Source organism: Sphingomonas sp. LaA6.9 (genome assembly GCF_022601895.1).
In the GTDB taxonomy this organism is placed as follows: domain Bacteria; phylum Pseudomonadota; class Alphaproteobacteria; order Sphingomonadales; family Sphingomonadaceae; genus Sphingobium_A.
Genome location: NZ_JAKVIO010000004.1, coordinates 38,125 through 64,339, shown reverse-complemented (window position 1 = coordinate 64,339; position 26,215 = coordinate 38,125). Strand labels below are relative to the sequence as shown.

Here is a 26,215-nt window from a genome sequence, read left to right as displayed (position 1 = left end):
GGGCAGATAGCATGGCGCTCGGACCCCGCCTCGATCTTCGCCAGTCGCAATCGCTGGTGATGACGCCACAGCTCCAGCAGGCGATCAAGCTGCTGGCGCTCTCGAATCTCGAGATCGAGGCCTATATCGCCGAGGAGCTGGAGAAGAACCCGCTGCTCGAAACCGGCGGCGATGAGGATCGCGGCCCTGTCGAGGCACCCGATGAGGGACCTGGCGAGGGCGGCGATTTCGACGGTGACGATTTCGGTGACGAGCCCGTCACCGCCGACCGCCTGCTCGAGACCGGAGACGCCTCGGCCGACGCGCCGCTCGACGTCGACTATGATGCCGAGACATTCCACCACGACAGCATGATCGACAGCGGCGGCGGGCTCGATGGAGGACTCGGCCTCACCGGCAGCGCGGGCGCGGGCTTTGGCGAGGACGGTCCCGATTTCGACGCCATGGTGTCGGCCGGGCTTTCGCTCCACGATCACCTGCTCGCGCAGGCGGGCGCGGTGCTCTCGGGCGGGGACTGGCTCATCGCCACGCATCTGATCGACCAGATCGACGAGGCCGGCTATCTCGCCGCCAATCTGCTTGATATCGCGCAGCGCCTCGGCGTGCCGCTCGCCGCGGTCGAGCGCGTGCTCTGCGTCATCCACGGCTTCGATCCCACGGGGGTCGGTGCGCGCGGCCTCGCCGAATGCCTGGCCCTGCAGGCTAAGGAGGCCGATCGCTACGACCCCTGCATGGCGCGTCTGCTCGACAATCTCGACCTGCTCGGACAGGGCAAGCTCGCCCAGCTGAAGCGCATCTGCGGCGTCGATGACGAGGACATGGCGGACATGATCCGCGAGCTCAGGGACTATGATCCCAAGCCCGGCCTCAAATTTGGCGGCGAGCGCATCCAGGCGGTCACCCCCGACATCTTCGTCGCGCAACGCGGGACGACCTGGGCGATCGAGATCAACAGCGCCACCCTGCCAAGGCTCCTCGTCAACCGCAGCTATTATGTCGAGCTGTCGGGTGGCAAGCAGGACAAGGCGTCAAAGGCCTGGCTCTCCGAATGCCTCGCCAGCGCCAACTGGCTGGTCAAGGCGCTCGACCAGCGCCAGCGCACGATCATCAAGGTGGCAACCGAACTGGTTAAACAGCAACAAGGGTTTTTCACCCATGGGGTTTCACATCTGAAGCCGCTGACGCTCAAGACCGTCGCCGACGAGATCGGCATGCACGAATCCACCGTCAGCCGCGTGACCAGCAACAAATATCTCAGCTGCGCGCGCGGGCTCTACGAGCTCAAATATTTCTTCACCTCGGCGATCCAGTCGGCCGATGGCGGCGACGCGGTTTCGGCCGAGGCGGTGAAAAGCCATATCCGCGCGCTGATCGCCACCGAAGACCCGCGCAAGATTCTCTCCGACGACACGCTCGTCGACCTGCTCCGCGACAAGGGCTTCGACATCGCGCGACGCACCGTTGCCAAGTACCGCGAGGCGATGGGCATCGGCAGCTCGGTCCAGCGTCGCCGGCAGAAAGCGCTACAGGGCAAGGCGGCCTGATACTTCTCTAACCGCTCATCCTGAGGAGGGGCTGAGCAAAGGCGAAGACCCGTCTCGAAGGACATGATTCTGTGCGTCCTTCGAGACGCCGTTTCAACTTCGCTCAACGGCTCCTCAGGATGAGCGGTTCGCGCTCGATGAAGGCACTTCCCCCCGCATGGCATCCCGGCTACAACGCCCACATCCCCGGGGGACCCTGCGCACAGGGTTGAGAGGTGGCTGAACCGGCCACGACCCGCTGAACCTGATCCGGCTGACACCGGCGTAGGGAGGGAGGCGGCCAACCATCCGCTCTCCATCCCGTTTTGGAGAGAATGAACATGGCCGACATCCCCGCCCGCACCGAACTCAACGTCACTACCGGGCCAATCCGCGGCAGCCGCAAGATCCATGTCGGCCCCCTCAAGGTCGCGATGCGCGAGATCGACCTCGAGCCGTCGTCGGGCGAGCCGCCCCTGCGCGTCTATGACTGTTCGGGCCCCTATACCGACCCCAATGCCGCGATCGACATCATGGCGGGTCTGCCCGAACTCCGCCGCGACTGGATCCGCGGCCGCGGCGATGTCGAGGAAGTGTCGCAGCGCGAGGTTCGCCCTGAGGACAATGGCCAGCTCGGCCCCGATCGTTCGGGCGGCGTCGCGCCCTTCCCCAATGTCCGCCGCAAGGTGCTGCGCGCGAAAGCGGGCATGAACGTCAGCCAGATGCACTATGCCCGTCGCGGCATCATCACCCCCGAGATGGAATATGTCGCGGTCCGCGAGAATCTCGGCCGCGAGATGCTCCGCGGCCATATCCGCGACGGCGAGGATTTCGGCGCGTCGATCCCCGATTATGTCACCCCCGAATTCGTGCGTGACGAGGTCGCGCGCGGCCGTGCGATCATCCCCTCGAACATCAACCACCCTGAGAGCGAGCCGATGGCGATCGGCCGCAACTTCCTCGTGAAGATCAATGCCAATATCGGCAATTCGGCGGTCGCGTCGGACGTCGCTTCGGAAGTCGACAAGATGGTCTGGTCGATCCGCTGGGGCGCGGACACCGTCATGGACCTGTCGACCGGCCGCAACATCCACGACACGCGCGAATGGATCATCCGCAATTCGCCCGTGCCGATCGGCACCGTGCCGATCTATCAGGCGCTGGAGAAGGTCGGCGGCATCGCCGAAGACCTGACCTGGGAGATCTTCCGCGACACGCTGATCGAGCAGGCCGAACAGGGCGTCGACTATTTCACTATCCATGCGGGCGTGCGCCTGCCCTATATCCCGATGACCGCGAAGCGCGTGACGGGCATCGTCAGCCGCGGCGGCTCGATCATGGCGAAATGGTGCCTGACGCATCACAAGGAGAGCTTCCTCTACGAGCATTTCGACGAGATCACCGAGATCATGAAGGCGTATGACATCGCCTATTCGCTGGGTGACGGCCTGCGCCCCGGCTCGATCGCGGATGCCAATGACGAAGCGCAGTTCAGCGAACTCTACACGCTCGGCGAACTCACCAAACGCGCCTGGGAACAGGATGTCCAGGTGATGATCGAAGGGCCGGGTCATGTGCCCATGCACAAGATCAAGGCCAATATGGAAAAGCAGCTCGAAGCGTGCGGCGAGGCTCCTTTCTACACATTGGGGCCGCTCACCACCGATATCGCGCCGGGCTACGATCACATCACCTCGGCCATCGGCGCCGCGCAGATCGGCTGGTACGGCACCGCGATGCTCTGCTACGTCACGCCCAAGGAGCATCTGGGCCTGCCCGATCGGGACGACGTCAAGGTCGGCGTGGTGACCTACAAGCTCGCCGCGCACGCCGCCGATCTCGCCAAGGGTCACCCCGCCGCCAAGATGCGCGACGATGCGCTGTCCCGCGCGCGCTTCGAATTCCGCTGGCGCGACCAGTTCAACCTGTCGCTCGATCCCGACACCGCCGAGCAGTATCACGACCAGACGCTCCCCGCCGAAGGCGCCAAGACCGCGCATTTCTGCTCGATGTGCGGCCCCAAATTCTGCAGCATGAAGATCACGCAGGAAGTGCGCGATTTCGCGGCCAAGCAGAACCAGCCCGCCGACACCTTCATCGCCGCCGAGGAAGCCGAAGCCGGGATGCAGAAGATGAGCGAGCTCTTCCGCGAAACCGGCAGCGAGCTCTATATGGGGTCGGGTGGGCGCGAGCACGATTGAAGCGAACAGGGCGGCGAGATTTGCCTGCCCGCGGGATAAAATCGGTTCTCGGCATAGGGTATTTGCATCGCCCGGCGTCAAGCGATGCAAATACCCCGGGGGAGCATTTTATGCCGACGATTCTTCGCCTGAACGGATATCGGTTCTATTTCTACAGCCACGAACCAAATGAGCCGCCGCATATCCATGTCGATAAGGCTGGCGCCACGCTGAAGGCATGGCTCGATCCCGTCGCCTTCGCCAAAGCCAGCGGCTTTCGCCCGCCCGAGATCGATGGCATATTGGCGCTGGTCGCGGAACATCGGGTGATGCTGTTGGAGGCATGGCATGAATATTTCGGTTAGGATCACCGACGAACGCGTCGCCGATGTCCGCTGCGATGCGCACAGCCTGATCGTCGATCTCATGGATGGCCGCACCATCGCCGCCCCTCTCGCCTGGTTCCCGCGCCTCCTCGCCGCCACGCCCGAACAGCGCGCGCATTGGGAAATGGCGGGCGGCGGCTATGGCATCCACTGGCCGGATATTGACGAGGATTTGAGCACCGAGGGATTATTGCGAGGCGCGCCGGCTCCAAAGGTGGCGTGAGGCCTGCACGCCTTCGCCGCCAGACCCAGCCGGTGTTTTTTCGGCGCCACCAGTTCCTCCCTGAAGCGCAGCTTCGGGGAGGGGGACCATGCGCAACATGGTGGAGGGTTGAGCACCGCAGCCAGCCAAGCCGCCGCTGAAGAAAACATGGCTAAAATTGCGCAAAGTTCAAAGAACGACCAGACGCGATTTACCTGACTATCCGACGTCGGCGGGCTGCACCTCGCCCTTCGCGCCGGAGTGGATCGGCGAAATACCGGGCGGTGGCGGGTGGCTAGTTCAATAGCGACTTGTGTAGAGTGCCATTTCTACCGCCCAAAGTATCTAGGCGTATGCCCCAACTCGCCCACATAGCCCTTGTCGTCCGCGACTATGACGAAGCCATTGCGTGGTTCACCACGAACCTCGGCTTCACGCTGGTAGAAGACACCTATCAGCCAGAGCAGGACAAGCGCTGGGTCGTCATCGCCCCGCCCGGAGCGCCGCGCGGCGCCACCACCATCCTCCTCGCCCGCGCCGCCACCCCCGAGCAGAGAGAGTTCATCGGCAACCAGGCGGGCGGGCGCGTCTTCCTGTTCCTGCAAACCGAAGATTTCTGGCGCGACTATCGCGCGATGAAGGAGAAGGGCGTGGTCTTCGTCCGGCCCCCGGCAGAGGCGGCCTATGGCACCGTCGCCGTTTTCGCAGATCTCTACGGTAATCTCTGGGATCTCGTTCAGTACGCTGCGCCGTAGCGCGTCACCCTCTCACACTGGCATCCCGCCCCGCGCATGGCGTGCGTGCAGTCCCCGGCACGCTTTCAGGGTATTCCCCGATAGTGCGCTTCGTCAGGGCATGCATCATGCGCTGCAGACCGGTTCGTCTTTTGAAATGGAGGGCAGGCTTATGCGCACTCGAGCGATACTTGGCACCGCATTCATCTGGCTGGCGCCCGCGGCGCTGGCGCAGAGCGGGGCCTCCCCGGATCAGCCGGCGGCTGCGGCCAAGCCCGACGCGCGCAATGCCGCCACCGAGACCTGCCTTGCCGAGGCGAAATCGCGCGGCAAGTCGATCGGCGCGAGCGACATCTTCCTCCGCGATGTGAAGGATACCGACAAGGAGAGCGACGGCGTGGTCACGGTCCGCGCGGATGTCGATGTCGTGAAGACCGATTCCAAGGGCAAGAGCAAGACGAGCAAGAAGACCTTCAAGTGCAAGACGCGTCAGGGCATGGTCACCGGATTTAGCTGGGGCTAGCGCAGCGCGCCGCCTGCCACCGCTCACCACCATCGCTGCCTGATGCCTCGCCTTTTGCGGGCCCTTCATCCCCTGTGCGTGACGGGGCCGGCCTGCGCCCGCCCCTCCCCGATCAGGTGTTCAGCGTTACGATCCCCAGCCCGCCGGGTTTCAGCGTCGGGTTGGATGCGTTGGTCTTCTTCGCCTTTTCGGCCTTGGGTTTTCGGATTTCGCGGTTCGATCGTTTCTGGCTCTTCGCCATGATCTTTTCCTTAAAGCGGGCGGAGCGCCCGTGGAGAGCCTAGGCGCTTTGGCGCAAAGATGCGCTACCTATTCGGTGAAGGCGATCTCTGGAAATCCGCGCAAGCCATCCCGTCGCCGGCATCCGTGAAAAATGGGCCGCACCCTTGCGGATGCGGCCCGTTCCTTCAGCACTGGCAGTTCTTGCAGGTGCAGGGATTGCAGCGGCAGCCGCCCGACTTTTCGGGGGCGACGTTCGGGGTTTTCTCGCTGTTCATCGCATTTCTCCTTCTTGCCCGGGAGCGGGCTCGACCTATATGCGCTCTGTACCATGGTACGGAGTCAAGCGATGAAATCGATGACGATATCGGGGCTGGCGCGCGCGGGCGGCGTGGGGGTCGAGACGGTGCGCTATTATCAGCGGCGCGGGCTACTCGACACGCCCGAGCGGGGCGGCGGATCGGGCCTGTCGGGCGGGATCAGGCGCTATGCCGACGACGCGCTGCGCCGGCTGCGCTTCATCCGCAGCGCGCAGGGCGCGGGTTTCACGCTCGAGGAGATTGCTGAACTGCTCGCGCTCGACGCGACCGAGGACCGCGCACGCGCGCGCAGCCTCGCCGCCGAACGGATCGTCGCGCTCGACGCGAAGATCGCCGAGCTCGAACAGGCGCGCGCCGCGCTCGCCCGCCTCGCCACCGAGTGCGCGAGCGGCAAGAAGGGCCCGTGCCCGATCCTCAAGGCGTTCGATCCGGTCTGACCGCGGGTACCCGCTTGCCCCCTCGCCCGAGTCCGCTGTCCTACATGCGGGGCCGCTGTCATGGTGCGCGGATCAGGCTCTTTGAACCATTGGCTGCGCGCTCGCGCCCTGTTCGAGAAAATCGATCTGTTTCGCCGCGGTGAGTGAGGGGATTTTACGTGCAGGGCTGACCTTTGTGAACTTTGGGCCGCTAGCCCTGCTTTTCGAACGACGCGGGTCTCGAGAGCAGGAAGGGCAAGTCGGGCGAGGCGATCCGGGATTCGCGGCCATTGCTGTGGATGAGCGTTACCCGGCCAACGCCCGGCGAGGCGACCACTGCGACCACGCTTTCCACCCATTCGTGCAGCGCCGCGCGCGCAAAGGCGAGTTCGTCGCCGCCGGTACGGGCATCGCCCTCGGCCTCGAGTTCCGCCTCAAGCTGCAGAACGCGTTCTGCCGCCTGTTTGACCGCGTCGTCCTTGCTCATGCCGGTGTCCCGTTTGCCATGCTGCCCGTGGCCGGGCCGTGACCGCAAAGTGGCACGGTGACGGCGGATGGCAAGGTCCGGGGGCCGAAATACCGCGGACACGGTTTCCGGCCCCGCATGACCGTTCAGTGGCGTAGCTATTCGCTGGTGTTGCCCGGCGCAGCGCCCTCCGCCGGCGGTTTGGCCGGAGCCGCTGCCTCCGCCGACGGCTTGGCCCCGGCGGCCGCTTCCGCCGATGGCGCGGGCGCGGTCTCGCCCTTGGGCGGTACCGACAGATGCTCGTGCACCACCTGCCAGCTCCCGTCGGACTGCTTCTGGTACACGTCGGTATAGCGCATCGACAGCCTGGTCGGGCGGTTGTCGACGGTCGCGTCCATCGTGCCGACCCCCGACGAGATGAAGGTATCGGCGTCGAGCACCTGGATCCGGCGCGTGCCGGGCGAGAAGGCGGTGGGCTTCATCGCGACGAAGCCCTCGGTCCATTTGGTCGCGGTCGCGCGATCATCGGTGGGTTCGGTGACCATCGGATCGAAGAACACCGCGCCGGGCGCGTAGTTGGCCATGATCGTCTGCGCATTGCCCGAGGTGAATGTCGCCTCGACCTTGTCGATCGCGGCTGCCGCTTCGGCTTCGGTCAGGGGTGTCGCGGCGGTGCCATTTGCGGCATTGTCGCTGGCGGAAGGGGAGCATGCGGCGGCGAGCAATATGATGCCGGCCAGGGAACCACGGTTCAGTGCGATGATGGGGGTCATGAGTCTATCCCTCGATCAACGGCCGCGCCGCACGCCAGGGGTTTCACAAGCCTCGCGTGCCGCAGCCCGATTGCATGGGACGCAACGCAACCCCGCGATGCTTAGACCTCTGCCCGCAACTTGCAATGCGCATTCGCAGGGCCGGCAGGCGGGCCGGGCCGGACCGTGTCGGCGCCGGCCGTGCTATAGTCGCCCGCTCAGCAAAGGAGCGACTCGATGGCCACATTGCCCTCCGCCGCCGAACAGGTCCGCCACGCCTATGCGCGCTGGCATGAATCCAGGGGCGCCACCGCCGATCTCTTCCTTGATATGATGGCTCCGGACATCGAGATGTATACCGTGATGGCGCCCGACACGCCCAGTCCGATCGCCGGGGCCAATGTGGGGATCGATGCCGCACGCGTCTATTTCGATGCGCTCGCGCAGGACTGGGAGATGATCGGCTTTCCCACCGAGCAGGTCGTCGGCGACGGCGACACCGTGGTGTGGATCGGCAGCTGCCACTGGCGTTACCGGCCGAGCGGCGAGGAGGTCGAGACCCCCAAGGTCGATATCTGGCGCTTCCGTGACGGCAAGGCGGTGCGGCTGCTCGAAATGTTCGATTCGCTCGCTTTTGCGCGGACGACGGGGCTGATCCTCGATCCTGCAACGCCTGCGGTTGCGCCCGCCCCGCAACCCGCATCGTCATAAGCGGCTAGAAGGCGCCGGGGGTCTCGCGCTGGGTGACGTCGGGACGCAGCGGACTGAGCAGCTCGCGCTCGGCAGCTGCGGTCAGTGCGCGCGCGGCCTGTCCGGTCGCGATGGGCGTGCAGCTCCGCCCCGCGAGAAAGTCGAGCGCCTGCCGGATCGAAGCTTCCTGCGGATCGCCGAGCGGGCGCGTCAGGTCGTCGGGCGCACGGCAGGTGGCGTCCATCGAACCTGCCAGGCCATTGAAGTAGCTGGCGTTGCGCGCGGCATTCTCGACCGCAAAGGCGACGATGCGCAGCCGGTCGTCGCAGGCGGTGCGATCGATCGCGATCTGCCCGACCGGCTTGCCATAGGTGTTGGTGCCGATCAGCGCTGCATTGGCGCGCAGATAGGGGATGAAGGCGTTGATCACGAGCTCGCTCGCCGACGCCGTCCCGCCGGTTCCGATAAAGGCGACACGCGTCGGCGCCACCGATTGCGGCTGGGCCATGAAGTTCCGCACCTCGTTCTCCGAGGACTTCTGGGGACGGAAGGTGGTGTAGGAGAATATGTCGGACGCAAAGCGGTTCGCGCCCATCAGGTCGCCGAGCAGCTCGCCGATCGCGACGAGCCCGCCGCCATTGTAGCGCAGGTCGACGATGATCTCGGTCACGCCCGCATTGCGGAAGCCCAGAAACGCCTCGCGGAGCGCTGGGTCCGCCGTGTTGATGAAGGTACGCAGGTTGACATAGCCCACCTTGCGCCCGCCATCGTCGAGGATCCGCGCGCCATACCGCGTTGAAACCGGGGTCAGGCTATAGTCGGTCTTGGTGAGCGTCACCGTGCGCGTGCCCGCTCCGTCGGCCACGCGCAGCACGCGCGCCGTTCCCGTGGTCGAAGGGCCAAGAGCGTCGACGACGCCCTGCGCGCCGCTCGTCGCCATGATGTCGGATACGGCGCGCAGGTCGGCCGTGCTCGTGCCGACTGCGACGATCTCGGCGCCGCGATCGACCCCGGCGGACAGCGCGGGCGTGCCCTCGAAGGTTTCGGCGACGAACACGCGCCGCGCCTGGGTATCGTAGATCAGACGAAAGCCGAAGCCCGCGCTCGAGCCCGACTGGTAATAGGCGTTCTCCTCGGCAATCGAGGTCAGATAGGTGAAATAGCGGTCACGGCCCTGCGCGCGCGCCGTCGCGGTCAGCGCGTCGATATAGGAATCGACCGATGCATAAGGACTGGGGTCGAGGAATGCGGGCAGCGTCTCGCCGAACAGATACCATTCCTGCAACTGCCCCGCCGCCCAGTCCTGGCGCGATCGCAGCGAGCAGGATGCGGGCGTCGGTGTCGGGGTAGGCGTGGCTGCCGGAACATCGACGATCGTGCCCCCGCCATTTTCGTTGCTGCCCCCGCCGCAGCCCGACAGCATGGCGAGCACGCCAAGCGCCGCCCCAATCCCCCGTCGTTTCATTCCCGCCCCCGCTAATCTTCGCTGCCGCGCGGCCGGATCGGCCGTCGCACGCCCTCGATGACGATCGGCAGCCCCCGCCATAAACCGTCACCGGCATGAATGCAGAAATATCAGCAGGTTGGCAACCGTCGCAGCATGCCGTCTTTTCCGGAGCGCGCGAAAGAGCGACACTGGCGACGGCACGCCGCTGGCCCGGTCGTCAACATCGGTAATTTCGAAGGCGCTCCGCAGGGCGGCGGCACCACGCCCCGACGACAGCTGACTCTTTTGTGCTGGCCATTCTGCGGGGCTCGACTCACATCGCAAAAGAGAACAAAATAGGAACATGTTTTCTAGTCTGAGGTTGCCATGTTCCAGAATGCCGCGCGTCGCCCGGTTCTTTGCCACCGCCCGTTCTTCGCGATATTGCCGCCCCCCACGGTGGCGCGGCAGGTTGCCCAGTCGGCCATCTGGATCGGGCGCGAAGGGGCGAACGTCGATCCCGATCGGTTGCACGTCACGATGGACATCCTCGACGATTTCGAGGTCTTTCCCCGCGACATCGCCGCCCGTTTGATCGCGGCGGGAGACACGGTGGCGGCTGCGCCCTGCATTGTGGAGCTGGATCAGATCAAGGGAAGCGCCACCTCGGTTGCGCTGCGCTCGCGCCGCACACTCAAGGGGCGGAAAAAGGCGGGGCAGGCCATCGCCGCGGCCGGGCGCAGGCGGAACTGCCGGTGCGCGAAGGCTATCGGCTCAGTCCTCACATGACGCTGTTCTATCGCGACGGAAAACCCTTTGGCAGGAACATCGAACCGGTATCCTGGAAGGCGGAAGAGTTCGTGCTGATCCACTCGCTGGTGGGCCGCGCCCAACATGAAATTCTGGCACGCTGGCGCTTGCACTTCGACGAGGAAGTGGAGGATGACGATGGCCAGTTCCGGCTCTTGTGAGAGGCCTGCCCGGTCAGGCCTGACCGGGCTCCCAACTCCTGGGTGCGAGCCTGAAGCCGCTGAACTCGAAGCCGGGAACGACGACGCAGCTCACCAGCGTCCAGCCGCCATCGGCCTGAGCCGCCTGCCACTGGCCCGTCGGTACGCGCGCCTGCGGGTTTTCATCGCGCATTACATCGGGGCCGAGGCGAAGCGCGGAGACGGGCCCTGAATCGGCAGGCGCGATCGCCAGCGTCAGCGGCGCGCCGGCATGCCAGAACCAGAGTTCTTCCGCATCGACGCGGTGCCAGTGCGAACGCTGACCCGCCTCGAGCAGGAACAGGATCGCGGTCCCTGCGGCGCGCGTCCCGAAGGGGGCTTCGGCACGCCAGGTCTCACGATACCAGCCGCCTTCCGGATGCGGTTGCAGGCCGAGCCGATCGATCAGTGCGCGTGCATCATCCATCCCGTTCGCCTTTACACCCTCACTCCGCCGCGCGTCGCCAGCCGAGCACACACAGCCCTAGCATGATGACATTGCCCACGGCGTCGAGCAGGCCGACCCATGTGAATACGGGGTCTACGAAGGTGAACCATGCATTGAAGACGAAGAAGGGAATGAGGGCGATGCCATAGGCGAGGAAGGTCGCGCGCGTGAAGCGGCTGAACGCGGCGAACAGGCCCGAGATCATCGCCTGCGCGCCGAAGCAGGCGACGGTGAAGGCAAGGATCGGTGTTCCCGTCCGATATTGCGGCAGGAACGTCAGGTTGATCACGTTCTGCGGCGCCAGCAGCGCCCAGCCGCCGAGCACGAAGAAAACCGCCGCGATGCCCCACTGGATATGCCTGACCGGCATCTGGACGTCTTCAGCGCTTCTTGACGAATTCGGCGCGAAGGACAAGGCCCTTGATACCTTCGAAACGGCAGTCGATCTCCTGCGGATCGCCCGTCAGCCGGATCGACTTGATCAGCGTTCCGCGCTTGAGCGTCTGGCCTGCGCCCTTGACGACGAGATCCTTGATCAGCGTCACCTGGTCGCCATCAGCCAGGATGTTGCCAACCGCATCGCGCACCTCGACGACGTCCTCATCGCTCGCTGAAGCCTTCGCGGCCGCCTCGCTTGCACTGATCCATTCGCCCGTCGCTTCGTCATAGACGAAATCCTCATCGCCGCTCATCGTGCTCGCTCCTTCAGTGAACGACCGCATTGGCACGCGCTGTCGACAAGAGCCAGTCTGCAATGCAACCGCGCCGCGCTTCGCGCATTGATGCGGGCAAGGCTTCGATGCCGGTAACAGGAGAGAGCAATGGCCTATGTCGATGGTTTCGTGCTCGCGGTGCCGACCAACAAGATCGAGGATTACAAGAAGCTGGCGAAGACCGCGGGCGATGTCTGGATGGAACATGGCGCAACGAGCTATGTCGAATGCCTTGCCGACGATGTCCCTTATGGCGAACTGACTTCGTTCCCGCGCGCGGTTCAGCAAAAGGATGGGGAGACCACGGTCTTCTCGTGGATCACCTATCCCTCGCGCGCGGTCCGCGACGAGGTGATGAAGAAAGTCATGGCCGACGAACGGCTCAAGACCGACATGGAAAGCGCGCCCTTCGATGGAAAGCGCATGATCTTCGGCGGCTTCGAATCCTTCCTCGACCTCTGATCGACGCAGCGTGCCAGTCGCTTCAGTGGTGGAAATAGGGATCGAGCACGCGGACCTCGTGGATCGCGTCGACAGGGACGCCATTGGCGATTGCGCTGTCGCGGATCGCGGCTTCGTCAGGCGCGTCGTAGATGCAGAAGGTCTTGCGTTTGTCGGGCGTCACATAGCTGTCCACCCAGGTGACACCGCGCTCGGCGTTGCGCGCGATCACGCCCGCTGCGGCTTCGGCGCCCTCGGCGGTGGCGGGCAGTTGCAGACCGTCCGGAAAGCTGCGCTCGACGAGATAGCGGGGCATAAGCGGGCTTCCTTGTCGTTTCGGACGCGATACTAGCATCAATGGCCGTCTGGCGCACGTGCTCCTATGCCGGTGCGTTGATCGCATGATATGCAGCGCTCCGCAGCCGGAGCCGAAGCGCATGACCCATCCCCGCCTGACCGTTCTAACCACGGGGTTGCGTTGACCGTGTGCGAGCCGGCGTTGCTGTTCGTCTACGGGACGCTGCGCCGCGGCAGCGTCAATGCCATGGCGCAGCGACTTGCCAGTGAAGCGGAATGGATCGGCCCGGCGACTATGGCCGGGCGCCTCTATGCTGTAAGCGATTATCCGGCTGTCGTGCCATCCGCTGAGGGTGTGGTCACCGGTGATCTATTCCGGTTGCGGGATCCCGCGAGCCTTGGCTGGCTCGACGTCTATGAGGGCTGCGGCGCCGACGATCCCTTGCCTCATGAATATGCCAGGATCGAAGTGCGGGTGACGCACGATCGTACCGTTTACGATGCGCAAGCCTATGTCTGGAACCGCCCGCTTAAGGGGCTGCGCGCGATCGATGGCGGTGACTGGCTGATCGCGATGCATGTGGATCAGAATGGAGCGAGGCCACGCAGCATGGCGCGAAGGAGAGGACATGGCGCGCGATAAGATCCGCATAGGCATTGGCGGCTGGACCTATGAGCCGTGGCGCGGCACCTTCTACCCCCAGGGCCTGCCGCATGCGCGCGAACTGGCGCACGCTGCCGAACGGCTCGGCGCGATCGAGATCAACAGCACATTCTACAGCCTGCAGAAGCCAGAAAGCTTCCGCAAATGGGCGGCGGCTGCGCCCGACGGGTTCGTCTTCACCGTCAAGGCGTCGCGCTATTGCACCAACCGCAAGGTGCTGGGCGAGGCGGGTGAGGCGATCGAGCGCTTTGTCGGGCAGGGTCTGACCGAGCTGGGTGACAAGCTGGGGCCGATATTGTGGCAGTTCATGCATACAAAGCGCTTTGAACAGGAGGATTTTGCGGCGTTCCTGAAACTCCTGCCCGCGGAGCGCGACGGCGTTGCGCTGCGCCACGCGCTCGAGGTGCGTCATGAAAGCTTTGTCGATCCGGTGTTTCTCGCGATGGCGCGTGACGCGGATGCGGCCGTGGTTTTCGCTGACAAGCCCGGCTATCCCACGATTGCCGATCAGACCGGAAGCTTCACCTATGCGCGGCTGCAGGATGCGCGCGAGGATGAGCCGACGGGCTATGACGCAGCGGCGATTGATCACTGGGCGCAGGAAGCGCGGCAATGGGCCGCGGGCGGGCGCGACGTATTCATTTTCATGATCAACGGCGCCAAGGTCCGCGCGCCGGCCGCGGCGGAGGCGCTGATTGCGAGGCTGGCGGGTTAGGCGGCGCGCTGGCGCGCGTTAAACCGGCTGTGTACGCGTCTCAGATTGCGGAAGGGCCGGGATAGCGGTCGGCCAGATGGTCGCGCACCGAGGGGTGCAGCGGGCGGACGAACGAACAGCCGTAAATGTCGCCGTCGCGCCATTCGACAACCGATTCGAGGCCGCCCAGCTCTGGCAGCGTGACGAATATCCGCGCGCCAACCGACATCGTGCTCGTGGAGGAAAGGCGAAATCCGGTGACTGAAAGGTCCAGCAGGTCGGCGGTCAAACGGTGCGTCGATTGTTCACGCACGCTGGCATGGGTCCTGACGTTGACGCGCTGAACACCGCGGGCGTCACGTGCGGCAGTTGACGGCATCATCATGGGCATCCTCCGACCCCTCCGATCGCGCATTCTTCATGCACCGATCCTGGTTTAGGAAGCGTTAGCGCCCATGGTGAATCGCGCTGCCGCCGGACCTTTCGACAGATGTCGCTACTGTTTGGCCTTCCAGGCGCGCACCGCTGCGAGCGTGTTCTTGACGTGAAGCTGTGGCGACAGGTCCGAATGGACATAGGCGATCTTGCCGTCGGGCGTGATCACATAGGAAGTGCGGTTGGACAGGTTGGGGCGCTTGTCAAAAACGACGTCATAGGCCTTGATCGTCGCCGGGCTCGCCGCGGCCACCGCGAACTTGTCGCGACATGCCTCGCGCGAAAAGCGGTTGAGCGTTTCGATATTGTCGGCCGAAATCCCGATCACGGTTGCGCCTGCCTTGCGGAATTCGTCGGTGGCTTCTGCGAACTCATGCGCCTCGATCGTGCACCCCTGGGTAAAGGCGGCGGGATAAAAATAGAGCACGACCGGGCCCTTTTTGAGCGCGCTCGCCAGGTTGAAGGCGAAGGGTTTTCCGGCAAGCGACGCCTGGGTGTTGATCGCGGGCGCTTTTGCCCCGACGGGCAGCGCTGCAGCGGCCGGCCAGGATGTGGCGGCGGCAAGGGCGACAAGCGCGGGTATCACGATTCTCATGGGCGACGATCCTCGGTGGGGTTTTATCGCGCCCAATCTAGAGCCTGATCGGCTGAAGTGGAAGCGCCATGCGCTTTACCTGCGAGCCTGAATCGGGTGCCATTCAAATAGTTGAGGGGCATTTCCTGCGCGTGGATCCGCGTGACAGGTCGCTGCCTGATCCACCGTCCCCCCCGGAGACGGCATTTGGTCAGCCCTCGCTGGCGATCCAGCCGACCAGCAGATAAATCAGCACTGCGACGGGACCGAGCGCGAAGATCGTGGCGAGCACCAGCGCGATACGGACGATCATGACGTCGATGCCGCTGGAGCGCGCAAAGCCGGCGCACACACCCATGATCTTCGCATTGGCCTTGTCGAGCGCATAAGGAACGGACATTTCAATAATTCCCTGTTGTTTGACCTGAAGGCCCGAGCCGGCCGATCAGGCGGCCGGCTGGGTGGCGGTGACGGCTTCGGCGGGAACGACGGCGGTGCCGACGAAGACCGTGGCGAGCAGCAGCGCACCAAGGACCGAAAGGGTCGCACGCTGCAGATTTTCAAACTTGGCAGTCATCATTCTTACTCCCTGTATCTTCCATTCGACCATCGAACGGAGATGAACCGGAGGTTGCAGAAAGCGTGCCAATTCCATTATTACGCCAAAAACTGTGGTTTCTTGTAAATAAGATGTGAAAAAAATACCAACTAGTGGTGAAATTCACCGTTAGTGCGTCAGGCGCTGTGTCGGGCTTTCGCAACGGTGCCGATCTCGAGATTTTCAGATCGATCCGGCAGATGTCCATATCGACGGCCTTCATTCGATGGGATACGGCGTGTTTGCCCATGCCGTGAATGAAGCGCCCGCACCCGGGGATGCCTTTCACGGAAATTCTGGAGGTATGAGTTTATATGTTTGTGCGGCGTGTGATTCCGGCCCTGCTTTGTTGTGCGTTCCTTGCGGTCGGCCCTGCTGCCGCCAAGTCAAGTTCGGGCGACACGGCGATCCGCGTCATGTCGTTCAACGTTCGCCTGCCCGTTGCGCAGGATGGTGCGAACCAGTGGGAAAATCGACGCGATCTGGCCGCCGATACGATCCGCAAGATCGCGCCCGACGTGATCGGGACGCAGGAGCTTCACAAGCGGCAGGGCGATGATCTGGTCGCGCGACTCCCGCTCTACAACTGGGTGGGGATCGATCGCCGCGGCGGCCATGCCGATGAGCATATGGGCATCTTCTACCGGCGCGACCGGCTGGACCTGATCGACTTCGGCAACTTCTGGCTGTCGGATACGCCGACGGTGCCGGGGAGCATCACCTGGGGCCATCTCTATCCTCGCATGGTCACTTGGGCGTTGTTCGAGACCAAGGCCGATCGCCGGCGTTTCTATCTCTACAACACGCACTTTCCCTATCGCGCCGAGGATGAGCCCGCCCGGCTCAAGGCCGCACAGATGATCGCGGAACGGCTCGCGGCGCTGCCCGCCGATGTGCCCGTGGTGCTGACGGGGGATTTCAACACGACGCCTGACAGCGCGGCGCATGCGGCGCTCACGGCAACGATGGCCGATGCGTTCGTTGCGGCACCCGAGCGCGCCGGACCCGAAAACACCTTCCATAATTATACGGGCAAGGCCGACCGCCGGATCGACTGGATCCTGTCACGCGGGCTCCAGGCACGGCGGCTGAGCACGGTCACAGACCATCGCGGCGCGCTCCAGACCTCCGACCATTTTCCCGTTGTGGCAGACCTCGCCTGGCCGGAGGCGCGCTGATCCGGATTACTTCACGGGGGTGAAGCGGATGGCCGCGCCGCCCCCCGCAGCAAGGTGCAGATCGAGCGTGTCGGTGGCCGAGACGGTCCGGCTTTCGATCGCGAGGTCGAAGGGGGAATTCTTCCAGTCCGCGCCCGCGCCGTCGCGGTAGATCTGCGCGCGGTAGCGGCGGCCCTTTTCGAGAAAGTCGAGCGGCACGCGCATGTCGCGGGCCGTCTCGTCGGTAACTGCGCCCAGATACCAGTCCCGGCTGTTGCGATCCTTGCGCGCGAAGGTGACGAAATCGCCGACCTCGCCGTTGAGCACGCGCGTCTCCTCCCAGTCGACGGGAACGTCCCTGATGAATTGAAAGGCATCCATGTGCTTCTCGTAATTCTCGGGCAGGTCGGCGGCCATCTGGATGGGGCTGTAGAGGACGACGTAGAGCGCGAGCTGCTTGGCGATTGTCGAGGCGACGCGGTTGTCGCCCTTGCCCTGCAGGCTCAATACGCCCGGCGTATAGTCCATCGGACCCGAGAGCATGCGTGTGAAGACCAGATTGGCCTCGTGCTCGGGCGGGTTGGGGGGCGAGCCCCAAGCTGCATATTCCATTCCGCGCGCACCCTCGCGGCTGACCCAGTTGGGGTATGTGCGCCGGAGCCCCGTGTCCTTCACCGGCTCGTGGGTGTTGATCGCGATATGGCGGCTGGCGGCGGCCTCGATCACCTTTTGATGATGGCGCGTCATGAACTGGCCGTCATGCCATTCCCAGATTTCGCGCCCCTCTTCATCGGTGCGCAGCACGCCGCCCGCGTCGGCGACATAGCCCGTCTTGATCGAATCGATGCCAAGGCGGTGGTACAGATCAAGCGCGCGATCGAGCTGCGCCTCGTAAAGTCCCGCATTGCCCGCGGTTTCGTGATGGCCGACGATCCGCACGCCCTTTTTGCGTGCATAGGCCGCGACAGCTTCGATGTCGAAATCGGGATAGGCCTTGGCGAAATCGAAATTACGGCCGCTGTCACCGATCCAGTTGCCGTTCCAGCCCACATTCCAGCCCTCGATCAGCACGCCGCGAAAGCCGTACTTCGCGGCAAAATCGATATGGCATTTCGCATTGTCGGTCGTCGCGCCGTGATTGGGTCCGCTTTCCCAGCTCGCCTGCGCGAGGTGCATCGCCCACCAGATGCCGACATATTTGTGTGGGCGGAACCAGCTCACATCGCCCAGCTTGTTGGGCTCGTTGAGGTTGAGGATCAGATTGGACGACTGGTAGAGCGCCGCTGCGCTGTCGGTGATCTGGATCGTGCGCCAGGGGGTCGGGAAAGGAGTAGTGCGGCGGACTTTCCAGGCTTGCGAGGAAGGCGAGAGCTGCGCGCGGAAGCGCTGCCCCTCGACATGCCGCAGCCACATCGAGGAATAGTCAACGAGCGCCGCCTCGTGAAAGGCGAGGTGTAGCCCGTCCTCGGTGCGCATCGTGATCGGCGTATGTGCGGTGCCCACCTCGGCGATAGCGGTGCGGTTGTAGAGATATTCGTAGCGATTCCATTCGCCCGCAGGAATCCACCACGCGGTGCCTGGCCGCGCGACCGTGAACTCGGTCAGCTCATCCTCGATGATGACATCCTTGAGCTGGGGCTGGTCGGGGAACTCGTATCGAAAGCCAACACCGTCGTCATAGACGCGAAAGACGATGTCGAAGCGCCGCTTCGACTTGATCTGCTCGCCAAGGGTCGCGCGCAGCTCGGTGAAATTGTTGCGCACGAAGCGGCTTTCGCCCCAGGGTTGCTCCCAGCGTTCGTCGAGCGAGCGCGTCGCGTGCGCGATGATCTTCATGCCGCGTTCGAGCTTGCCGCCCCCCTTGAGCATGAAGCCCAGTCGCGATGGCGCGATGACCGGCGCGCCTTTGCGATCGACGCGATAATGCGCGATGCCGCCGTCGATGACGAGCGTGACGCTGAGTATCTTGTCGGGGGACTCGACGCTCACGCTTTGCTGCGCGGCCGCGGGCGTGACCCACGGCAATGTCAGCAGCGCCACTATCGCCATCCACAGCCTCCGCGCGTCGAACGCCATCCTCCCTTACCCTTTCACTCTCTTGTTTCAGTATCGTTTCAGTCTTGCGGCTGCGATGCCGGCGTCTTCCGTGGCGTATCGTCGCGATATTGCTGTCTCAGCCGCTCGAGTTCCTGTTTCATGGTCCCGATCCGCGCGCGATATGCCGGATCGTCGATGCGGTTGTGCAGCTCCTGCGGATCGGCCTTGAGGTCGTAGAACTCCCACGCGTCGATATCGCCATAGAAGCGCACGAGCTTGTAGCGGTCGTCGCGTACGCCATAGTGCGCGCGCACCGCGTGGAAGCCGGGGAATTCGTAATAGTGATAGTAGAGGCTCTTGCGCCAGTGGGCGGGGGGCCTGCCCTCGACGAGCGATTTCAGTGACCGCCCCTGAATATCCTGTGGCACCTCGACGCCCGCATATTGGAGCAAGGTCGGCGCGTAATCGATGTTCTGGACGAGCGCGTCGACCTTAGTGCCCGGCTTGATATGCCCCGGATACTGGACGAGCAGCGGGGTGCGCATCGATTCATCATAGATGAAACGCTTGTCGAACCAGCCATGTTCGCCGAGGTAGAAACCCTGGTCCGAGGTGTAGATGACGATCGTGTTGTCGCTGAGCCCGCTCTGCTCGAGATAATCGAGGATCTGGCCGACGCCGTCGTCGACCGAGGCGACAGTCGCAAGATATTGCTGCATGTAGCGCTGGTATTTCCACAGCGCGAGGTCGCGATCGCTCAGTCTGGCCGCATTGATGCGGTCGTTGGCGGCACGATAGGCGGCGTCCCACTCGGCGCGCTGTTCGGGCGTCATGCGGCCGAACGCGCCCTTCCACGGGTCGTAGCGCAGCTCGGCCGAGCCGGCCTTGGTCATCTTCAGGTCATGCCCTTCATACATGTCCCGGTAGATGTTCATTTCCTGCCGCGCCGCGGCTGCGCGTCCCTTGTAATCGTCGAAATAGGACTCCGGGACGGGGAAGTTCACGTCCTGATATCTGGTGAGGTGCCGGGGCGCGGGCATCCAGTTGCGGTGCGGCGCCTTGTGGTGAACCATCAGCATGAAGGGCTTGTCGGGATCGCGCCCGGTCTTCAGCCAGTCGAGCCCATATTGCGTGATCAGGTCGGTCGCATAGCCCTCGACGCGGGTCCTGCCCGCCTCGGTGATGAAGTCGGGATTATAATATTCGCCCTGGTCGTCGAGGACCTTCCAGTAATCAAACTTGAGTCCGACGGGCGCGTAGTTGAGGTGCCATTTGCCCACCAGCGCGGTCTGGTAGCCCGCCTCCTTCAGCGCGAGCGGCCAGGTCGGCTGGGTGTTGTCGAAGGTTTCGCCGTTCTGGTTGAAGCCGTTCACATGGCCGAACTTGCCCGTCAGCATGGCCGCGCGGCTGGGGCCGCACAGCGAGTTGGTGACGAAGCTGTTGTCGAAGCGCGCACCGTTCTTCGCGATACGATCGATATTGGGCGTGGGCGCAAGCCGCGACACGGGGTGGCCATAGGCGCTGAGCGCCTGCACCGCATGATCGTCGGTCATGATGAAGACGATATTGGGCCGCCGGTCACGCACGGTCGACGCAGCGGATGCGGGAGACTTTGCTCCCGCATCTTGCGCCACGCCCGCAACAAAGGCCGAGGTCATCAGAACCGTCGTGAAACGCCTCGGCTTCATCGCGGATCGTCTCCGTCTTACTTGGTCAGCGTGAAATCGGCCTGTGCGGTCGCATCCGACGAGCCGCCGACGAACAGGCTGAAATCGCCCGGCTCCGCACCATAGCTCATGTCGGCGCGGTGGAAGGCGAGATCCTTGTCGCTCAGCGTGAAGCTGATCTTGCGGCTCTCGCCACGCTTGAGCTTCACCTTCAGGAAGCCCTTGAGCTCGCGCACCGGGCGGGTGACCGAACCGACCAGATCGCGGACATAGAGCTGGACGACCTCCTCGCCGTCGCGCTTGCCCGTGTTGGTGACGGTAACCGAAGCAGTCAACGCCTCGCCCGGGCGGATCGTCTTCTTGTCGATCGTGACGGGCGAATAGCCGAAGCTGGTGTAGCTGAGGCCGTAACCGAACGGATAGAGCGGCGAATTGGGCGTGTTGAGATAGCGCGACAGATATTTCTGCCCCTGCTTGTCCGCAGTGTAGGGCCGGCCCGTATTCTTCATATTGTAGAAGATCGGCACCTGTCCGACGGTCCGCGGGAAGGTGACGGGGAGTTTGCCCGACGGGTTATAGTCGCCGAACAGTATGTCGGCGATCGCGTGGCCGCCCATCGTGCCGGGATACCAGGCCTCGAGGATCGCATCGACATTTTCGGCGGCCCAGTCGATCGTCAGCGGACGGCCGTTCATCAGCACCAGCACGACCGGCTTGCCGAGCTTCTTCAGTTCCTCAAGCAGCGCCTGCTGCGCGCCAGGCATGTCGAGATCGGTGCGGCTTGCGGCCTCACCCGTCATGTCCCAGCGCTCGCCCATCGCGGCGATGATGACATCGGACTTCTGCGCCAGCGCCAGCGCCTCGGCAAAGCCGTCGGTCTTGCCCGCCTCGTCGAAGCGATAGCCCGCGCCGCGCGCATAGCCGACATTGACGCCCTTGCCCGCACGCGCGCGCAACCCTTCGAGCAGCGTCACAGGTCTGGTCTTGCGGTCGCCCGCCGCGGCCCAGCTGCCGATCATGTCCTCCTTGCTGTCGCCGAGCGGGCCGATGACCGCGATCGACTTCGCCGAGGCCGCAAGCGGCAGGACATCGCCCTGGTTCTTGAGCAGCACCATCGACTTGCGCGCAACATCGCGCGCCGCCTCGAGATGCTCAGGCTTGTAGATCGTCGCCTTTTCGCGCGCCTCGTCGCTATAGCGATAGGGGTCCTGGAACAGGCCGAGGCGATACTTCATCTCGAGGATCGAGCGCACCGCCTGATCGACACGCTCCTGGCTGACACGGCCTTCGGCGATCGACTTTTCAAGGTGCGTCATGAACACCGCACCCTGCATATCCATATCGACGCCCGCGTTCATCGCCTGCTCGCCCGCCTGCGCCTCGTCGCGCGCATAGCCATGGGGCACCATCTCGTTGATAGCGGTGTAATCGGTGACGACGAAGCCCTTGAAGCCCCATTCGCCGCGCAGGATGTCGGTGAGCAGGAACTTGCTTCCCGTGGCGGGCACGCCATTCAGTTCGTTGAACGAGGTCATGAAGGTCGCGGCGCCCGCATCGAGCGCGGCCTTGAAGGGCGGCAGATAGGTGTCGCGCAGCTCGCGCTCGGACATGTCGGTGGTGTGATAGTCACGCCCAGCCTGCGCCGCACCATAGGCCGCGAAATGCTTTGCGGTGGCGAGTACCGAATCGAGATCGCCGATCTTCTTGCCCTGATAGCCATGGACGCGCGCGGCCGCGATCTGGCTGCCCAGATAGACGTCCTCGCCCGAGCCCTCGGAGATGCGACCCCAGCGCGGATCGCGCGCAATGTCCACCATGGGGGAGAAGGTCCAGTGGATACCCTCGGCCGCGGCCTCGACCGCCGAGATGCGCGCGCCCTTCTCCACCGCCGCCATGTCCCACGTAGCCGCCTCGCCGAGCGAGATCGGGAAGATTGTGCGGTGGCCGTGGATCACGTCATAGCCGAACAGCAGCGGGATCCTAAGCCGCGTCTGCTCGACTGCGACCTTTTGCAGTTCGCGCGTATATTTCGCGGTGAAGGCATTGAAGATCGAACCGACATTGCCCGCCGCGATGTCCTGCTTGTAGCTGTCGCGCATCGTCGGGCCCGTCGACTCCCAGCTGCTGGTGAGCTGGGTGAGCTGGCCGATCTTCTCCTTCACCGTCATCTTCGCCATCAGCGCGTCGATGAAGCGGTGCATCTCCGCTGGGTCATTCCAGTTCTGTCCGGTCGGCGCGGGATCCGATTTCTGTGCAGTGGCGGCGCGTTTCGCGCGCGCATCCTGAGACTGGCCGTGGGCTGGAACAGCCCCGCACAGCAACGCCAACGTGCAAACGCCCAGCAACTGGCGGGCGTATTGCTTCTTCCCCTTCATGCTTCCTCCAAAACCGTTTCGTGTTCGTAATTCTTTTCGTCATCCGATCGCACGGCGCGCCCTTATTCCTTGCAATCCCATGCGCTTTCGGGGCGCCGCGACGCGTCGTTTTTTGTCCCCTGTTGCCAAAATGCATCTTGACGAAAGGGGAGGCTCAGGACGATTGTGCGCGCAAATGTAACCGGTTCCACAGAGTGTGGCAACAAAAAAGGGGAGGTCGAAAACCATGTTTTCCCAAGGAATTATGCGCACTTTTTGCGCCGAGCGACGCATTGTGCGATTCGCCGCCGCTCTGCTCATCGGCACCGCCATGACGAGCGTCGTCGCGGTGCCTGCGCATGCTCAGGAAAGCAATGCGTCGCTGCGCGGCAAGATCACTGCGGACGGGAAGTCGGGCGCCTCGCAGGTGGTCGCGATCGACCTCGACAGCGGCTATCGCCGCACTGTGGAAGTGCGCGCCGACGGCAGCTACAATTTCGCATCGCTGCGTCCCGGCCGCTACAAGCTCGAGATCACGACCGCGAGCGGCACGCGCACGACCGACGAGATCACGCTGCTCGTCGCCCAGAATGCAGTGCTCAACTTCGATTTCTCGGCAACTGAAGAGGTGGCCGGCGAAGAAGACTCCATCGTTGTCACCGCTGGCAAGATCCAGACGATGCAGGCCGGCGAAATCGGCGCCAACATCACCGAGCGCCTGATCGACCAGTTGCCGCAGACCAACCGCAACTTCCTCGCCTTCGCTGATCTCGCGCCGGGCGTCGCGTTCATCACGGATGGCAGCGGCAATTCGCGCCTCCAGGGCGGTGCGCAAGGCAGCAACTCGGTCAACGTCTTCATCGATGGCGTCGGGCAGAAGGACTATGTCCTCAAGAACGGTATCACCGGCCAGGACTCGACGCAGGGCAACCCGTTCCCGCAGATGGCGATCGGCGAGTATCGCGTTATCAGCTCGAACTACAAGGCCGAGTTCGACCAGGTGAGCTCGGCGGCGATCACCGCGGTCACCAAATCGGGCACCAATGAGTTCCACGGCGAAGTCTTCGTCGATTATTCGGACCAGAGCCTTCGTGCGAAGCGGCCGACCGAAATCTTCGGCAACATTCCGAAGGTGAAGACGCAGGACATGCAGTTCGGTGGCGCGCTGGGCGGCCCGATCATCAAGGACTTGGCGCACTTCTTCGTTGCCTATGAAGGCAAGCGCATCCAGCAGCCGGTCGACATCACGCCTGGCGGCGGTCGTACCGTTACGAGCTTCCCGACGCAGTATCAGTCCTACTTCGGTTCGACCAACCGCGACTTCAACGAAGATCTCTATTTCGGCAAGATCGATATCGTTCCTTCCGAGAAGGATCTGATCGAGGTCTCGCTCAAATATCGCGACGAGACCGGCGAGAACCTCAACAGCGGTCAGCTGGCAGAGTCGACGGCGACGCTGATCGACACCGAAGAACTGCGTGGCCTGCTGCGCTACGAGCGCACCGAGGACACCTGGGTCAACGATTTCAAGGTGACCTATGAGGACGCGAAATGGGCGCCGACCCCGCGCGTGTTCGAGAATGGCTCTCTGTTCCAGGGCAATGCGGCGCAGAACACGCTGCTCCAGATCGGTGGCAGCGCCAACTATCAGAACAAGGGTCAGAAGGGCTGGGGCATCCAGAACGACTTCACCTATACCGGCGTCGACGACCACGCCCTCAAGATCGGTGTGAAGGCGAAATGGGTGAAACTCAGCTCGCTACAGCTCAACAACACCAACCCGATCTACACCTATAACGCCGATTACGGCACCAGCGGCTTCAACGACACCATTCCCTGGCGCGTCCAGTTCGGTGCGCAGAGCGGTCCCGGCAATCCCGTGGTGAAATCGGACAATTTCCAGTTCGGCATCTACGCACAGGATGACTGGGACGTGACCGACCGGCTGACGCTCAACGTCGGCATTCGCTGGGACTATGAGGAGACGCCGTCCTTCCTCGACTATGTCACCCCCCCGGATGCGGTGAACGCGGTGTCGCCCGCGAACTATCCCAATCTGAACAACGCCGACTACGACATCCGCGACTTCATCTCGACGGGCAAGGAGCGCAAGGCGTTCAAGGGCGCATGGCAGCCCCGCCTTGGCTTCAGCTACAAGCTGGACGAGGATGGCCGCTTCACGATCTTTGGTGGCGCCGGCCGTTCCTATGACCGCACCCAGTTCGACTTCCTCCAGCAGGAAATCAGCCAGGGCGCGTTCACGACGCGGACTTTCCAGTTCTTCGTGCCGGGTGCGCTCGATCCGCTCCACGGCTGCGCCGCGGGGCCGACCTGTCTGGCGTGGGATCCGGTCTATCTGACCGAAGCTGGCCGCCAGCAGCTGCTGGCGCGCGTCAGCAGCAATGGCGGTGGTCGCGAGCTGCGCTTCATCAACAACGATCTGAAAATGCCGTATTCGGATCAGTTCAGCCTCGGCTTCCGCGGACGTTTTGCGGACCTTATGGAAGCGGAGGTCGGCATCAGCCATGTCGAGAGCAAGGACGGCTTCGTCTATCTGCTCGGCAACCGCCGTCCGGACGGTTCGTTCTTCCCGCCCAACGCCACCCCGAGCTCGCCCTTCGGCTTTGCGCCTCCGGGCTTCGGCTCGATCATCATCGGCACCAACGGGATCGAAACCAGCGCGGATTCGGCGTATTTCAAGTTCACCAAGACCTATACGCCGGTTTCGCCCTGGAGCCTTGACGCCACCTATACCTACACCGAAGCCGAAGCGAACCGGAAGTTCAACGAGGTCTTCTCGCTCGATTATCCGTCGATCGACGATTATCCCGTCATCCGTTCGTCGGGCGTGCGCAAGCACCGCTTCGTCATGGCGGGCAGCGCCGATCTTCCCTGGGGCTTCATCTTTTCGGGCAAGCTGACGCTCGCGTCCGCTCCCTATGTGCAGGGCTTCATCAACGAGACGAGCGCGCCGTTCCAGCGTCTCATCAAGGCCATCGAAGCCGAGAATGGCATCCGCCAGATCGACGTTGCATTCACGAAATATATTCCGACGACGTTCCTGTCGGATGAATCGCGGGTCAAGCTGCGCGTTGACATCATCAACCTGTTCAACGACCGCAACTACGTCAACTTCAACGAAAATGCCGCTGACAATACCCGGACCGCAGCCTCGCCGACGATCTTCGGCGAACGCACGGATTACGGCACTGGCGGCAACCTGCCGCGGACGATCAAGCTGACCGCTGGGTTCAGCTTCTAATGTACCTACCGCCGCGCGACTCGGGTCGCGCGGCGGCATCTGTTTGCG

At 63.7% G+C, this 26,215-nt stretch carries 30 protein-coding genes and 1 riboswitch; of the genes, 15 read left to right on the top strand and 15 right to left on the bottom strand.

What is annotated here, in order from left to right; translation table 11 throughout:
* Window positions 1-11: 11 nt before the first annotated feature.
* The 6 genes from rpoN (at window position 12) to MKI88_RS03400 (ending at window position 5,548) form a co-directional block, all read left to right on the top strand.
* Complete coding sequence (rpoN, locus tag MKI88_RS03425; protein ID WP_241629556.1) at window positions 12-1,544, top strand: RNA polymerase factor sigma-54; 1,533 nt, start codon at window positions 12-14, stop codon at window positions 1,542-1,544.
* Window positions 1,545-1,722: 178 nt separating this feature from the next.
* Window positions 1,723-1,832: riboswitch (TPP riboswitch) on the top strand.
* A gap of 32 nt (window positions 1,833-1,864) precedes the next feature.
* Window positions 1,865-3,724, top strand: a complete 1,860-nt coding sequence (gene thiC, locus MKI88_RS03420; RefSeq protein WP_241629555.1) for a phosphomethylpyrimidine synthase ThiC — start codon at window positions 1,865-1,867, stop codon at window positions 3,722-3,724.
* A 110-nt stretch (window positions 3,725-3,834) separates the two neighbouring features.
* Entirely contained in the window at window positions 3,835-4,068 is a 234-nt protein-coding gene (locus tag MKI88_RS03415) for a DUF4160 domain-containing protein (RefSeq protein WP_241629554.1), read from the top strand.
* Window positions 4,052-4,312 (top strand): DUF2442 domain-containing protein, encoded by a 261-nt coding sequence (locus MKI88_RS03410; RefSeq protein WP_241629553.1) that lies wholly within the window; start codon window positions 4,052-4,054, stop codon window positions 4,310-4,312. Before MKI88_RS03415 ends, MKI88_RS03410 begins: the two co-directional genes overlap by 17 nt.
* Before the next feature lie 332 nt (window positions 4,313-4,644).
* Window positions 4,645-5,046, top strand: coding sequence for a VOC family protein (locus MKI88_RS03405; RefSeq protein ID WP_241629552.1), 402 nt, complete (start codon window positions 4,645-4,647; stop codon window positions 5,044-5,046).
* Window positions 5,047-5,197: 151 nt separating this feature from the next.
* Entirely contained in the window at window positions 5,198-5,548 is a 351-nt protein-coding gene (locus MKI88_RS03400; RefSeq protein WP_241629551.1) for a hypothetical protein, read from the top strand.
* Window positions 5,549-5,660: 112 nt separating this feature from the next.
* On the opposite strand, the gene MKI88_RS21380 is transcribed toward MKI88_RS03400, so the two are convergent.
* On the bottom strand, window positions 5,661-5,789 hold the full coding sequence (locus MKI88_RS21380; RefSeq protein WP_281063701.1) for a hypothetical protein: 129 nt from the start codon (window positions 5,787-5,789) through the stop codon (window positions 5,661-5,663).
* Between the two features lie 327 nt (window positions 5,790-6,116).
* Between MKI88_RS21380 and MKI88_RS03395 the strand changes: the two genes are divergently transcribed.
* Window positions 6,117-6,524 carry a MerR family DNA-binding protein gene (locus tag MKI88_RS03395; RefSeq protein ID WP_241629550.1) on the top strand — a complete coding sequence of 136 codons (408 nt, stop codon included), beginning with the start codon at window positions 6,117-6,119 and terminating at the stop codon, window positions 6,522-6,524.
* A gap of 190 nt (window positions 6,525-6,714) precedes the next feature.
* Here MKI88_RS03395 and MKI88_RS03390 read toward each other — a convergent pair whose 3' ends face one another.
* Together MKI88_RS03390 and MKI88_RS03385 are read right to left on the bottom strand one after the other, a co-directional pair.
* Window positions 6,715-6,990, bottom strand: coding sequence for a hypothetical protein (locus MKI88_RS03390; protein ID WP_241629549.1), 276 nt, complete (start codon window positions 6,988-6,990; stop codon window positions 6,715-6,717).
* A gap of 137 nt (window positions 6,991-7,127) precedes the next feature.
* Window positions 7,128-7,742: a DUF4440 domain-containing protein gene (locus MKI88_RS03385; protein ID WP_241629548.1), complete on the bottom strand. Its 615-nt coding sequence runs from the start codon at window positions 7,740-7,742 to the stop codon at window positions 7,128-7,130.
* 216 nt (window positions 7,743-7,958) lie between these two features.
* On the opposite strand from MKI88_RS03385, the gene MKI88_RS03380 reads away from it, so the two are divergent.
* Window positions 7,959-8,432 (top strand): nuclear transport factor 2 family protein, encoded by a 474-nt coding sequence (locus tag MKI88_RS03380; RefSeq protein WP_241629547.1) that lies wholly within the window; start codon window positions 7,959-7,961, stop codon window positions 8,430-8,432.
* Between the two features lie 4 nt (window positions 8,433-8,436).
* On the opposite strand, the gene MKI88_RS03375 is transcribed toward MKI88_RS03380, so the two are convergent.
* Complete coding sequence (locus MKI88_RS03375) at window positions 8,437-9,876, bottom strand: S41 family peptidase (protein WP_241629546.1); 1,440 nt, start codon at window positions 9,874-9,876, stop codon at window positions 8,437-8,439.
* A 348-nt stretch (window positions 9,877-10,224) separates the two neighbouring features.
* On the opposite strand from MKI88_RS03375, the gene MKI88_RS03370 reads away from it, so the two are divergent.
* Together MKI88_RS03370 and MKI88_RS03365 are read left to right on the top strand one after the other, a co-directional pair.
* Entirely contained in the window at window positions 10,225-10,626 is a 402-nt protein-coding gene (locus MKI88_RS03370) for a hypothetical protein (RefSeq protein ID WP_241629545.1), read from the top strand.
* On the top strand, window positions 10,623-10,808 hold the full coding sequence (locus MKI88_RS03365; RefSeq protein ID WP_241629544.1) for a hypothetical protein: 186 nt from the start codon (window positions 10,623-10,625) through the stop codon (window positions 10,806-10,808). The genes MKI88_RS03370 and MKI88_RS03365 overlap by 4 nt, the downstream gene beginning before the upstream one ends.
* Before the next feature lie 13 nt (window positions 10,809-10,821).
* Here the strand turns inward: MKI88_RS03365 and MKI88_RS03360 are convergent, their stop codons facing one another.
* Genes MKI88_RS03360 through MKI88_RS03350 form a run of 3 tightly spaced genes read right to left on the bottom strand, consistent with a single transcriptional unit; the run spans window position 10,822 to window position 11,966 of the window.
* Window positions 10,822-11,253 (bottom strand): cupin domain-containing protein, encoded by a 432-nt coding sequence (locus tag MKI88_RS03360; protein WP_241629543.1) that lies wholly within the window; start codon window positions 11,251-11,253, stop codon window positions 10,822-10,824.
* A 19-nt stretch (window positions 11,254-11,272) separates the two neighbouring features.
* Entirely contained in the window at window positions 11,273-11,644 is a 372-nt protein-coding gene (locus MKI88_RS03355; RefSeq protein ID WP_241629542.1) for a hypothetical protein, read from the bottom strand.
* Between the two features lie 10 nt (window positions 11,645-11,654).
* Window positions 11,655-11,966, bottom strand: coding sequence for an alkylphosphonate utilization protein (locus tag MKI88_RS03350; RefSeq protein ID WP_241629541.1), 312 nt, complete (start codon window positions 11,964-11,966; stop codon window positions 11,655-11,657).
* 129 nt (window positions 11,967-12,095) lie between these two features.
* Here MKI88_RS03350 and MKI88_RS03345 point away from each other — a divergent pair, with 129 nt between their 5' ends.
* A complete protein-coding gene (locus MKI88_RS03345) occupies window positions 12,096-12,449 on the top strand; it encodes a DUF1428 domain-containing protein (protein WP_241629540.1) in 354 nt (117 codons plus the stop codon).
* A 22-nt stretch (window positions 12,450-12,471) separates the two neighbouring features.
* On the opposite strand, the gene MKI88_RS03340 is transcribed toward MKI88_RS03345, so the two are convergent.
* Window positions 12,472-12,744: a DUF4242 domain-containing protein gene (locus MKI88_RS03340; protein WP_241629539.1), complete on the bottom strand. Its 273-nt coding sequence runs from the start codon at window positions 12,742-12,744 to the stop codon at window positions 12,472-12,474.
* A 168-nt stretch (window positions 12,745-12,912) separates the two neighbouring features.
* Here MKI88_RS03340 and MKI88_RS03335 point away from each other — a divergent pair, with 168 nt between their 5' ends.
* The gene (locus MKI88_RS03335) at window positions 12,913-13,368 is read left to right on the top strand and encodes a gamma-glutamylcyclotransferase (RefSeq protein WP_241629652.1); all 456 of its coding nucleotides are present in this window, start codon (window positions 12,913-12,915) and stop codon (window positions 13,366-13,368) included.
* Entirely contained in the window at window positions 13,355-14,104 is a 750-nt protein-coding gene (locus MKI88_RS03330; RefSeq protein WP_241629538.1) for a DUF72 domain-containing protein, read from the top strand. The genes MKI88_RS03335 and MKI88_RS03330 overlap by 14 nt, the downstream gene beginning before the upstream one ends.
* 40 nt (window positions 14,105-14,144) lie before the next feature.
* On the opposite strand, the gene MKI88_RS03325 is transcribed toward MKI88_RS03330, so the two are convergent.
* The 4 genes from MKI88_RS03325 to MKI88_RS21375 all read right to left on the bottom strand — a co-directional run bounded on the left by MKI88_RS03325 (window position 14,145) and on the right by MKI88_RS21375 (window position 15,672).
* Window positions 14,145-14,468: a PilZ domain-containing protein gene (locus tag MKI88_RS03325; protein WP_241629537.1), complete on the bottom strand. Its 324-nt coding sequence runs from the start codon at window positions 14,466-14,468 to the stop codon at window positions 14,145-14,147.
* A gap of 111 nt (window positions 14,469-14,579) precedes the next feature.
* Window positions 14,580-15,113, bottom strand: coding sequence for a peroxiredoxin (locus tag MKI88_RS03320; protein WP_241629536.1), 534 nt, complete (start codon window positions 15,111-15,113; stop codon window positions 14,580-14,582).
* 190 nt (window positions 15,114-15,303) lie between these two features.
* Complete coding sequence (locus MKI88_RS03315; RefSeq protein WP_241629535.1) at window positions 15,304-15,492, bottom strand: PspC domain-containing protein; 189 nt, start codon at window positions 15,490-15,492, stop codon at window positions 15,304-15,306.
* A 45-nt stretch (window positions 15,493-15,537) separates the two neighbouring features.
* A complete protein-coding gene (locus MKI88_RS21375; RefSeq protein WP_281063700.1) occupies window positions 15,538-15,672 on the bottom strand; it encodes a hypothetical protein in 135 nt (44 codons plus the stop codon).
* A 332-nt stretch (window positions 15,673-16,004) separates the two neighbouring features.
* Here MKI88_RS21375 and MKI88_RS03310 point away from each other — a divergent pair, with 332 nt between their 5' ends.
* Complete coding sequence (locus tag MKI88_RS03310) at window positions 16,005-16,868, top strand: endonuclease/exonuclease/phosphatase family protein (protein ID WP_241629534.1); 864 nt, start codon at window positions 16,005-16,007, stop codon at window positions 16,866-16,868.
* Between the two features lie 6 nt (window positions 16,869-16,874).
* Here the strand turns inward: MKI88_RS03310 and MKI88_RS03305 are convergent, their stop codons facing one another.
* Genes MKI88_RS03305 through bglX form a run of 3 tightly spaced genes read right to left on the bottom strand, consistent with a single transcriptional unit; the run spans window position 16,875 to window position 22,926 of the window.
* Entirely contained in the window at window positions 16,875-18,923 is a 2,049-nt protein-coding gene (locus MKI88_RS03305) for a glycoside hydrolase family 97 protein (protein WP_241629533.1), read from the bottom strand.
* 38 nt (window positions 18,924-18,961) lie between these two features.
* Entirely contained in the window at window positions 18,962-20,572 is a 1,611-nt protein-coding gene (locus MKI88_RS03300; protein WP_241629532.1) for a sulfatase, read from the bottom strand.
* 17 nt (window positions 20,573-20,589) lie between these two features.
* Complete coding sequence (gene bglX, locus MKI88_RS03295; RefSeq protein WP_241629531.1) at window positions 20,590-22,926, bottom strand: beta-glucosidase BglX; 2,337 nt, start codon at window positions 22,924-22,926, stop codon at window positions 20,590-20,592.
* 244 nt (window positions 22,927-23,170) lie between these two features.
* Between bglX and MKI88_RS03290 the strand changes: the two genes are divergently transcribed.
* Window positions 23,171-26,167 carry a TonB-dependent receptor domain-containing protein gene (locus MKI88_RS03290; protein ID WP_241629530.1) on the top strand — a complete coding sequence of 999 codons (2,997 nt, stop codon included), beginning with the start codon at window positions 23,171-23,173 and terminating at the stop codon, window positions 26,165-26,167.
* Window positions 26,168-26,215 lie beyond the last annotated feature (48 nt).